The sequence below is a fragment of the Candidatus Paceibacter sp. genome, from assembly GCA_013360865.1.
GTDB lineage: Bacteria > Patescibacteriota > Minisyncoccia > UBA9983 > UBA9983 > SURF-57.
In genome coordinates this window covers 1-4771 of the sequence record JABWAS010000031.1, presented here as the reverse complement: position 1 = coordinate 4771, position 4771 = coordinate 1, and the positions used below count along the sequence as shown (strand labels likewise).

The window sequence follows — 4771 nt, the reverse complement described above, 5'->3', positions numbered from 1 at the left end:
ACCGCGTTAAAAATGGCGCCGGTTCAGTTTGCCGCCGCCAATAAAATTGATACAATCAAACATATGGAGAAGGTGTCCTAAGAAAGGGGTACCCTACAACTTGAAAAGATTTGCTTTCCAGATAACGAGGATTGCAATTAAAAATGGATAAATAACAGGTAAATTTTTCTTTGCTGTAATCATAGCCGAAATACTCTTGCAATTCTGAAAACAAGACATCTTTTATTTCTTCAAAACATTTTTCAGTGTCTTGAAGAATATTTTTCAGCTCCTCGCTATGTATTGCGTAAAAACCATCTATATATTCGTTATAGTTTTCTTTAGTGATGCCGGGATGATCGTCTCGTATCTTTTTGCCAAAATCAGCACCGCCAACAACGGCTTCGCAAAAAGCCGCATATACTTCCTTATCCAGTTGTTTGTTTAGTTGTATTTTCAGAGTTAGTTAGAATAGTTTTTTATAACATCATCAATAACTTTTTTCAGATTATTATGTTTTTGCCAAGATAATAAAATTTCATTTCTTAATTTTTGATGAGGCTCGTAACCAACATCCTCAATCAATAGTAAATTGTTAAATTCCTCAATATTCAACAAAATCGTCGCACTCTCTTTTATGTCCTGGAATAAATTTTGAGAAATTTTATTTTTTGTGAAATAATCCTGAAAATAATCATAAAACAAAAAATGAGACAGCTCGTGGGCAATAATCGTAAAATTTTTTGCCAATGAATGATAAAGGCTCAAATAAAAATATTTTTCTTTGTAATTATAATCACAAACATACAGTGTTGTAAGAAAAACATCGCATTGTTGAGTTTTGAATTTTCCGAATATTTTTTCTATTTTTTTTGAAAGTTCTTCTCCATGTTTTTGCCAGTGACTATCAAGAGCCTTAATGTAATAATCAATAAATTCTTCCTTTAGTTCTTGTCTTTTGTTGCCTATATTTCCAGAAAAATACTTCAAAACTTTTTCAATAGCTTCTTTTTCATCCAATGCTGTTATTTCTTTTAATAAATTTTCTGGTATTGGCGCAACACTCGTCTCATAAGAAAAGCCAAAAGGAGGGTTGGTGTCTTTGGCCGTATTTACCCAATTAAGGGCATCTTTTTCTCGATTGTATAAAAAATTTAGATTTAACATTTTATTATATTATATGTTTATTAAGATAAAATTGAAAGGGGCAATCAAAAGAAGTAATTGCCCCTCTGTTAAAATTTGAATTATTTTTCCATTAAATCAAACAGCTCCCAAATAAGCCACTCCAATGTTTTTTTAGAGTGTTCGCAGAAAAAATCATCCAACTCCCAAATGCCGCCATTTCTCATATCGGCGTTGAACGGACACCCGCCTCCGCAAATACCGAGCGCTTCACACCCTAAACATTTCGGCATGTTTAGGGGCATCCTCTTGCCCCATTCAATCCAAACAGGGTTTGTAAAGGGATCAAAATGCTTATCAAATCTTACAAAATATTTCCCGGAGGCATAGTATGTCATACACACGCCCACTGTTTCATTCGGACCAAAGACAATCTGGCGGCCTATTGCCGAGCAATCTCTGTCATAAAAATATCCAATGACAAATGCCTTAACTTTTCTCATCATCCGATCTTCATAAATGTTTTTATCGCGTGCGATTTTAAAACATTTTATTAGATTTTCCGCAATTTTAATGGCATAAGCATCATCAGCTATCTTAAAACCCCTGTATTCAATCAATGGATTAAAACCCATGCCCTTTATTCCCATGTCATTAATTAGCCAGTTTAAAATTTCTGGCATTTCATCAACCGTACGCTCTGAAACAGTGCAAGAAACACCAACATTAGCACCCGCATCTTGCAACATTTTAAAAGCCGTTACTGCTTTTCTAAAAGTCCCCTTGCCATTAATATATCTTCGATTGAGATCATGAATTAATCGGGGACCGTCAATGGACACACCCACTTCAATTTTATTCTTAGTTATGAACCTTGCTAGTTTATTATCCATAACGGTCCCGTTCGTATTCAAAGAAAGCCTAGTATCATTAGGAAGGATGCCATCATTCATCAATCCATTAATGTAAGTGACGGATTTCTCAAAAACTTCGCGATTAAGAAGAGGTTCTCCGCCATAAAAATTTATTAATTTTTGCCTTTCGTTTATTACAGATGGATTAACTTTTTTAAGAATCTTTGAATAAAAATCAATCGCTTCTTTTGCAAAAGACAAAGACATCGGATTTAACATCGGAGGTTTGACAAAACTTCCTTCAAAAAAACAATAACTGCAAGCAAGATTACACCCTTCGTTTAGAAGCAAGTACATATTATTTATGCAAGGCTCAGAAGACTCCTTTCTCTTTTGTTCTAAATTTTTATAATCTTCTGAATAATTTGAAATCAAAAATCCTCCTTTAATCAATTTATTCAGTATTGTTTTAGGCATTGATGAGTAATCATTATTGCAGAAATTTTTATTAAACTTCTGCCACAATGATTTACTGAAAAATACAACCTCGTGATTAAGAGCATTATATAAGGCAACATGTTCGTTTTTGGAAAAGCTATGACTATATCTAGACAACAACATTTCTATGTCCTCCTATAAAAAAGTGGGGATGCTAGCGCCTCCCCACCAGACAATTAACCTACTTACACTTCTGTCCACTATTGCAACTGTCAGCGCAAGGTCCGCATTTTGCAGAAAAACCATTTGTTTTGAGTTTTCCCAAAATATCCATGCGCGCAAATTTAGATGGCCTTTTCATCTTCCTTCTCCTTTCTTTGCCTTTTCGTCTTAGCTCGATTCAAGCTGACATTCTACACGAATGCCTATTTAACACTGCGCACTTGAATAAAATTCAGACTGAGGGACTTTAAGGTTTTATAAGATTTTGTAAAAGATCTCTTTATGCTTATTTTTACCATTAAATTAGCTTTTTTGCAAGGTTTTTCAGCACAACTCAATCTAACTATGTGCCTTAAACCATCGTCATTATCGTCAGCATCGCACGCATATGGCAAAAAGCTTAGTATTTCCAACGCCAAATCTATAAACAAACTCGTTGAAGGCATCAGATTGGCAAAGGCGGTAAATTCAAAGTTCGAACCTAAAAATTTCTTTGCAAATAAAGGCTTAAAGAAAAAACAGGCCTTTTCCAGCCTGTTTTTTCTACCTTGCTCCGAATGCTGGACGAGGTGAGAACGCACGCAATGGCACCCTACACCCCTAATTTTTAATAAACCCAAAAGCCAATTTTTCTTTATGTAATCCACGCTGATGAAGGAATGTCAGTGATAAATAAAATTTAAGCAACTGTGGAAAAACAATTTTCTTGCTCGCTGTAATAAATGCTATAATAAAGTCGAAAAATAAAAATCTATGTTGCGTGAACAAAAACTTACATCACAACTACTGAACACACTGCAACAGGGGGGAATAACCAAAATTATCCGAGGGGCAAAAGACAAAAATATCGAGTTAAGGCGAGAAGTTGGTAACAACTCGTTCTTTGCTGATATTTTAATTTCACTATCTTCTCAAAAATCGGAGGAAAAAAGTTTTAATACAAAACAAACTAAATTTATTGCCATAGAGGTTAAGATATCAGATTGGAAGCAGGGACTTTACCAGGCGTGGAGATATTATTCATTTGCAGAAAAAAGTTATCTTGCTTTATATGAGGATTACGCAAAAAACATAGAGATCGATTCGTTCAAAAAACATAATGTGGGGTTGATAGTATTCAACGAAAACACAATAAAGGTTTTACACCACCCGACTACAAATAACTTTAAAGGCAAGGACACCTACGAAATAAATTTACGAGAGAAAATTTGGCAACGCTCCCTAGCTATTCAGAGTGTTCAACCAGTTGTCTAAGAAAGAACCGGAGGATGGTTTGATGTTTTTGGTTAGAGCACCTCTGACAACTAAATCTGTATGACCCTTAAGAGAATCATAGTGTGATTTCGCTTTTTTTATATCTTTAAGTAGAGTATTTTTTCCACTTCCGCCCTTATATCTCTTGAACTGATTTCCAACGGTACACATCATGTGTTTTGCTAGGTCTGATTCCTCGCGGGCACCAAGGGAAGAGAAATTGACAGATGAACAGCAATTTTCCAAACACAATAAATCATCTAATCTATCGTATTTATTCAATGCCCTTAACGCGTCTGGCCATGTTGCTCTTGCAAACATCGATGATAAATAGAAATATGGCACTTTTCGTCCATAGGCCTGTTTATCCTCAACAATGTTAAAGCGTCGTTGTTTAAGCATTTCTCCCATAGCAACGCTTACTCCGGTTGGTGCTAAGGCAAGGCCTGAAAAATCTGATCTGTTCCAGATGACATATTTACCAGTGCTCAAAAGTTTCGTGAACAAATCCTTTGCACCCTTAAGCCAGGGCTCGTCACCTATTACTTCAGAATGTGAAGAGTCCAACAAAATCATATATCCCTCAACTTTATCGCTTAAGGAGGTAAGATATTCCAACAGTCGGCTTCGTGAATTATCACTGGTGAGAATTTCTTGAGATATGGCCACACCCTTAACTAACGGTTTTATGGATTTGTATTTTTCCAGATGTTCTATTGATAAGTGAGTAATTTCTTGATCGATACTCCAGATGTCATTGTTGATCTCATCTACATAAAAGAACGGCGGTATTAGAGCACTTGCACCACTGTTAAATTGGTGCTCAATAACATCATCAATAAAGCTCGTAATTGTAGTATCTTTTATTTTTATTTTCTCAAGTAATTTTGTAATATCTT

General features: G+C 35.2%; 5 protein-coding genes. 1 reads left to right on the top strand and 4 read right to left on the bottom strand.

The genetic code is table 11. The features are described 5' to 3' along the window. Positions 1-441 precede the first annotated feature (441 nt). The 3 genes from HUT38_04405 to HUT38_04395 all read right to left on the bottom strand — a co-directional run bounded on the left by HUT38_04405 (position 442) and on the right by HUT38_04395 (position 3265). A complete protein-coding gene (locus HUT38_04405) occupies positions 442-1146 on the bottom strand; it encodes a hypothetical protein (GenBank protein NUQ57694.1) in 705 nt (234 codons plus the stop codon). Positions 1147-1226: 80 nt separating this feature from the next. Continuing rightward, the gene (locus HUT38_04400) at positions 1227-2579 is read right to left on the bottom strand and encodes a radical SAM protein (protein NUQ57693.1); all 1353 of its coding nucleotides are present in this window, start codon (positions 2577-2579) and stop codon (positions 1227-1229) included. A 242-nt stretch (positions 2580-2821) separates the two neighbouring features. After that, a complete protein-coding gene (locus tag HUT38_04395) occupies positions 2822-3265 on the bottom strand; it encodes a hypothetical protein (GenBank protein NUQ57692.1) in 444 nt (147 codons plus the stop codon). A gap of 106 nt (positions 3266-3371) precedes the next feature. On the opposite strand from HUT38_04395, the gene HUT38_04390 reads away from it, so the two are divergent. After that, positions 3372-3872: a hypothetical protein gene (locus tag HUT38_04390; GenBank protein ID NUQ57691.1), complete on the top strand. Its 501-nt coding sequence runs from the start codon at positions 3372-3374 to the stop codon at positions 3870-3872. Here the strand turns inward: HUT38_04390 and HUT38_04385 are convergent. Next, the coding region (locus HUT38_04385; GenBank protein ID NUQ57690.1) for a hypothetical protein at positions 3840-4771 on the bottom strand (932 nt) is incomplete at its 5' end. The two genes, HUT38_04390 and HUT38_04385, sit on opposite strands and share 33 nt — an antisense overlap.